This window comes from Micromonospora sp. NPDC002411, from assembly GCF_053592955.1.
The window spans coordinates 1-4,153 of the sequence record NZ_JBSFBM010000464.1; the positions used below are offsets into that span (position 1 = coordinate 1).

General features: G+C 71.0%; 6 protein-coding genes. 4 read left to right on the plus strand and 2 right to left on the minus strand.

Going from position 1 to position 4,153, the window contains the following annotated elements:
* The 4 genes from ACWCO3_RS32230 to ACWCO3_RS32245 all read left to right on the plus strand — a co-directional run.
* Nucleotides 1–500, plus strand: a 500-nt coding sequence (locus ACWCO3_RS32230) for a molybdopterin-dependent oxidoreductase (RefSeq protein ID WP_450013675.1), incomplete at its 5' end; no start/stop codon positions are given.
* Nucleotides 497–955: a hypothetical protein gene (locus ACWCO3_RS32235; RefSeq protein ID WP_450013677.1), complete on the plus strand. Its 459-nt coding sequence runs from the start codon at nucleotides 497–499 to the stop codon at nucleotides 953–955. The genes ACWCO3_RS32230 and ACWCO3_RS32235, both read left to right, overlap by 4 nt.
* The gene (locus tag ACWCO3_RS32240) at nucleotides 948–1,793 is read left to right on the plus strand and encodes an S-methyl-5'-thioadenosine phosphorylase (protein ID WP_357834906.1); all 846 of its coding nucleotides are present in this window, start codon (nucleotides 948–950) and stop codon (nucleotides 1,791–1,793) included. The genes ACWCO3_RS32235 and ACWCO3_RS32240 overlap by 8 nt, the downstream gene beginning before the upstream one ends.
* Nucleotides 1,794–1,872: 79 nt before the next feature.
* A complete protein-coding gene (locus ACWCO3_RS32245; protein WP_145780142.1) occupies nucleotides 1,873–2,454 on the plus strand; it encodes a DM13 domain-containing protein in 582 nt (193 codons plus the stop codon).
* A gap of 14 nt (nucleotides 2,455–2,468) precedes the next feature.
* Here the strand turns inward: ACWCO3_RS32245 and ACWCO3_RS32250 are convergent, their stop codons facing one another.
* Entirely contained in the window at nucleotides 2,469–3,587 is a 1,119-nt protein-coding gene (locus ACWCO3_RS32250) for a Gfo/Idh/MocA family protein (protein ID WP_450013680.1), read from the minus strand.
* The coding region (locus ACWCO3_RS32255) for a ThuA domain-containing protein (RefSeq protein ID WP_450013682.1) at nucleotides 3,557–4,153 on the minus strand (597 nt) is incomplete at its 5' end. The genes ACWCO3_RS32250 and ACWCO3_RS32255, both read right to left, overlap by 31 nt.

The following is a 4,153-nucleotide window of genomic DNA, read 5'->3' on the forward strand; positions in this document are numbered from 1 at the left end:
GGTTGCGTCGGGTGTCCCCGCTGGCGTGGCGCTCCGCAACCGGGCCGCAGGGCGTCCCGATCAACCGGACGGCGGCAGCCGCGCACATCACCGTTCCACCCGACTGGCGGCTGGAGATCGTCTGGACGGGTGGAAGGAATGTCTTCTCCCTTGCCGAACTGGCAGCCCTGCCCCAGCGCACGGCGAATCTGCCGATCGCCTGCGTCGAGGGCTGGAGCGCCTCCGCCGACTGGACGGGCGTACCCGTCGTCGACCTGCTCCGGCTGGTCGGCGCGCCGACCGACCGGGCGGTTCGGATCTCCTCGCTGGAGACCGACGGCCTGTACGCCACCAGCACGCTCCCGGCGACCCACGTCGGTGACCCGCTCACCCTGCTCGCGCTGAGGATCAACGGCGAGGAACTGTCCCCCGACCACGGATACCCCTGCCGCCTCATCGCTCCGAGCCGACCGGGGGTCCTCCAGACCAAGTGGCTGGCCCGGCTGGAGGTGCTGCGGTGAGAGCCGTCCGACTGCTCCTGCTCGTACTCGGCGTCGCGGCGGCGGCGTACGGCGGTTGGCTGCTCCGTCCTCACCTCGACACCACACTGCCGTGGCTGATCGGCGGCCCGGTGCTGCACGACCTCCTGGTGGCACCGCTGATCGGGCTGGTCGGGCTTGCGCTGGGCCGACTGGTGACGAACCGACTGCGGCTGGCCTGGATCACCGCAGGTCTGATGGCGAGCGCAACGTTGCTGCTGATCGCGGTGCCACTGCTGTGGCGACCGTCCTCAGCGCCGCCGAATCCGGGCCTGCCGGACCGCGACTATCCGCTCGGGCTGACCGCCGGGCTGGCCGTCCTCTGGGCTGTCGTCGCGATCGTGCTGGTCGTCGACGCCATCGTCAGTCACCGCGACCCGGCCCGACGATCCGAGCAACCCTCAGACCACACAGAGAGGAGAAGTCCCCATGTCTGAACGACGAAGCGGTCGTCCGCCGGTCGGGGTCATCGGTGGGTCGGGTCTCTACGAGTTCCTCGACGATGTCACCGAGGTAACTGTCGACACCCCGTACGGGCCGCCGAGCGACTCACTCTCCATCGGGGACATCGCCGGGCGGACGGTGGCCTTCCTGCCCCGTCACGGGCGTCGGCACACCCTCCCCCCGCACCGCATCAACTACCGGGCCAACCTGTGGGCGCTGCGAACAGTCGGCGTCCGCCAGGTGCTCGCGCCGGGCGCTGTGGGCGGCCTGCAACCGGAGCTGGGCCCCGGCACCCTCGTCGTGCCGGACCAACTGGTCGACCGCACCAACTGTCGCGAGCAGACCTACTACGACGGGAAGCTACGCCCGGACGGGCAGGTCCCCCGGGTCGTCCATGCTCCGTTCGCCGATCCCTACTGTCCGGTCGGACGGGCCACAGTCCTCGACGCCGCCCGCACCAACGGCTGGCGGCCGGTCGACGGCGGAACCATGGTCGTCATCGAAGGGCCGCGGTTCTCCACCCGCGCCGAATCACTGTGGTACGCCCAGGCGGGTTGGTCGACCGTCGGCATGACCGGCCACCCCGAAGCGGTGCTGGCCCGCGAACTGGCTGTGTGCTACACCGCGCTGTCACTGGTGACCGACCACGACTCGGGCGTCGAGGTCGGTCACGGCGTGACCCAGCAGGAGGTGTTCACCGTCTTCGCCCAGAACCTCGATCGCCTGCGCGTCCTGCTGGGCGACGCGGTGAAGGCGTTGCCACCGGACCAGGGAGGCTGCGCCTGCGCGGATGCTCTCGCCGGCACGGAGAGCGGCCTCACGCTGCCCTGACGCCTGCCGGTCCAGGCCGTAAGGGTTCCGAAAGGGTTCGCGACCGGTGCGACGGCGGTGACGACCGTACGCTCTGCTGGTGGGAAAATGGATCCTCCGGTCGCCGCTGGCGCGGGCCGGTCTCGCCGCCGCTGTCGTCGTGGCCATCGTGGCCCTCTACTGGTTCCAGCCGTGGAAGCTGTTCACCGACACGTACGTCGACGACGCGCTTCCCCCCGCCGAGCCGACACCGGTCACCTCCGCCCCGTCGTCCACTCCGGCGGCCGCGACCCCGAGCCCGGTGGCTTCGGCGACCGCACCAGCGGCGGACCAGGTCCTGGCCGCCGGCGAGTTCGTCACCCACGAGCACGACACCACCGGCAGCGCCGAGATCCGCCGGCTGGCCAACGGGCGTCACCAGCTCGTCATCCGCGACCTGAACACGTCGAACGGTCCGGACCTGAGGGTGTGGCTGACCGACCAGCCGGTCATCCGCGGCACGGCCGGCTGGAAGGTGTTCGACGACGGGAAGTGGGTCGAGCTGGCACGGCTCAAGGGCAACAAGGGCAACCAGGTGTACGACCTGCCGGCGTCGGCTGATCCCGCCGACTTCCGCAGCGTCTCCATCTGGTGCAAGCGGTTCTCGGTCTCCTTCGGCGCGGCCGATCTCACGACGACCTGACCGGAGGCCTCCGGTCAGTGTCCGTACGCGTGCTGGGCCTGCCACTCCTCGGCCGGGGTGAGCGGGACCGGCGCGGGCCGCTCCGCCGTCGTCGTCAGCTCGATCCGCCGGCCTTCGGCCGCCGAGCGGAGCAGGGTGGTCATCGTTTCGAGCACGTGCAGCGCGAGGTCACCACCGGCGCGCGGCGGACGCTGACCGTCGGCGCCGACCAGGTCGATCAGGCCGATGCCCCGCGAGCTTTCGGCGTAACCGGCCTGCGGTTCGAGGACGCGCCACTCGCTGCCGCCGAGCGCGAAGAGTCGGACCTCCCCGTCGAAGTAGTTCGGGTCGGGCACCGCGAGTGTGCCGGTCTCCCCGTGGACCTCGATCGGCGCGGCAGTCGTCGTGACGCCGTCGAAGCTCGTGGTGATGGTGGAGAGAGCCCCGTTGACGTGTTCGAGCACGCCTGTCACATGGGTGTCCACCTCGACCGGGATCCGCTGGCCGGCGCGCGGACCCGAACCGATGACACGCTCGGCGCGCAACCGGCTGGCGGCTCCGGTCACCGCGCGGACCGGCCCGAGCAGGTGGATGAGCGCCGAGATGTAGTACGGCCCCATGTCCAGCAACGGGCCGCCGCCCGGGGCGTAGTAGAAGTCGGGGTGGGGATGCCAGCGCTCGTGCCCCGCCGTGACCATGACTGCCGACGCGGACATCGGTCGCCCGATGAGGCCGCCGTCGATCGCCGCCCGTGCCGTCTGCGTACCGGTGCCCAGGACGGTGTCCGGCGCGCACCCGACGAGGACGCCGGCCGTTGCGGCCCGTTCGACGATCGAGCGACCGTCATCGAGCGTCACCGCGAGCGGCTTCTCCACGTACACGTTCTTGCCCGCGTCGATGGCGGCGAGCGAGATCTCGGCGTGGGCCGCGGGGATCGTGAGGTTGAGGACCGTCTGCACGTCCGGGCGGGCGAGCAGGCTCTCGACGCTCACCGCCTCGGCGCCGGGGATCTTGGCTGCGGCCTCGGCCGACCGGGTGGCGTCGAGGTCGGCCAGCGCGACGATGCTCACCGCGGGATGGTTCGCGAGGGTGTCCAGGTACGCGCGGGAGATGACCCCGAGACCTATGACGCCGACGCGGTGCGAGTCGCCCACACCATCCCCCTCTCGATCACGGTACGGACGCTCGGGTGCTCCAGCACGTCGAGGCTGTGCCCGGGGGTCGTCACGACGACGCGCCCGGCACCCCACCGTCGGGTCCAGATCGCCGGCGAGGTGACCGGTCGGTGCCACGGGTGCCACTCCTGGGTGGGGTGGGTGGTCACGGCCAGTACGTCGATCAGGTCGTCGTGCAGCACCCAGTACTGCTCGGTGACCAGGTCGAAGTCCTCGACCCCGGTGGTGATCGGGTGCTCCCGGCCCAGGTCCGTGACGTGCACGGTGTGCGGCAGGAAGTTGTCCTCCGCCTCACCGTGACGCTCGCACGGCTCCTTACCCGGGTGGGTCGCGAACTGACCGCCCACCAGGTGCAGGTAGTCGGACGACGCGCGGAACGAGTCCACGATGCCGCCGTGCCAGCCGGTGAAGCCCGTGCCGGCGATGACCGCAGCGCTCAGGCCCGCCACCTCGGCCGAGGTGATCTGCGACATCGTCATGCACTGCACGACGAGGTCGGTGTCGGCCATCTCGGCGGCGTCGGCGTAGACCTCCGTCGACTCCTC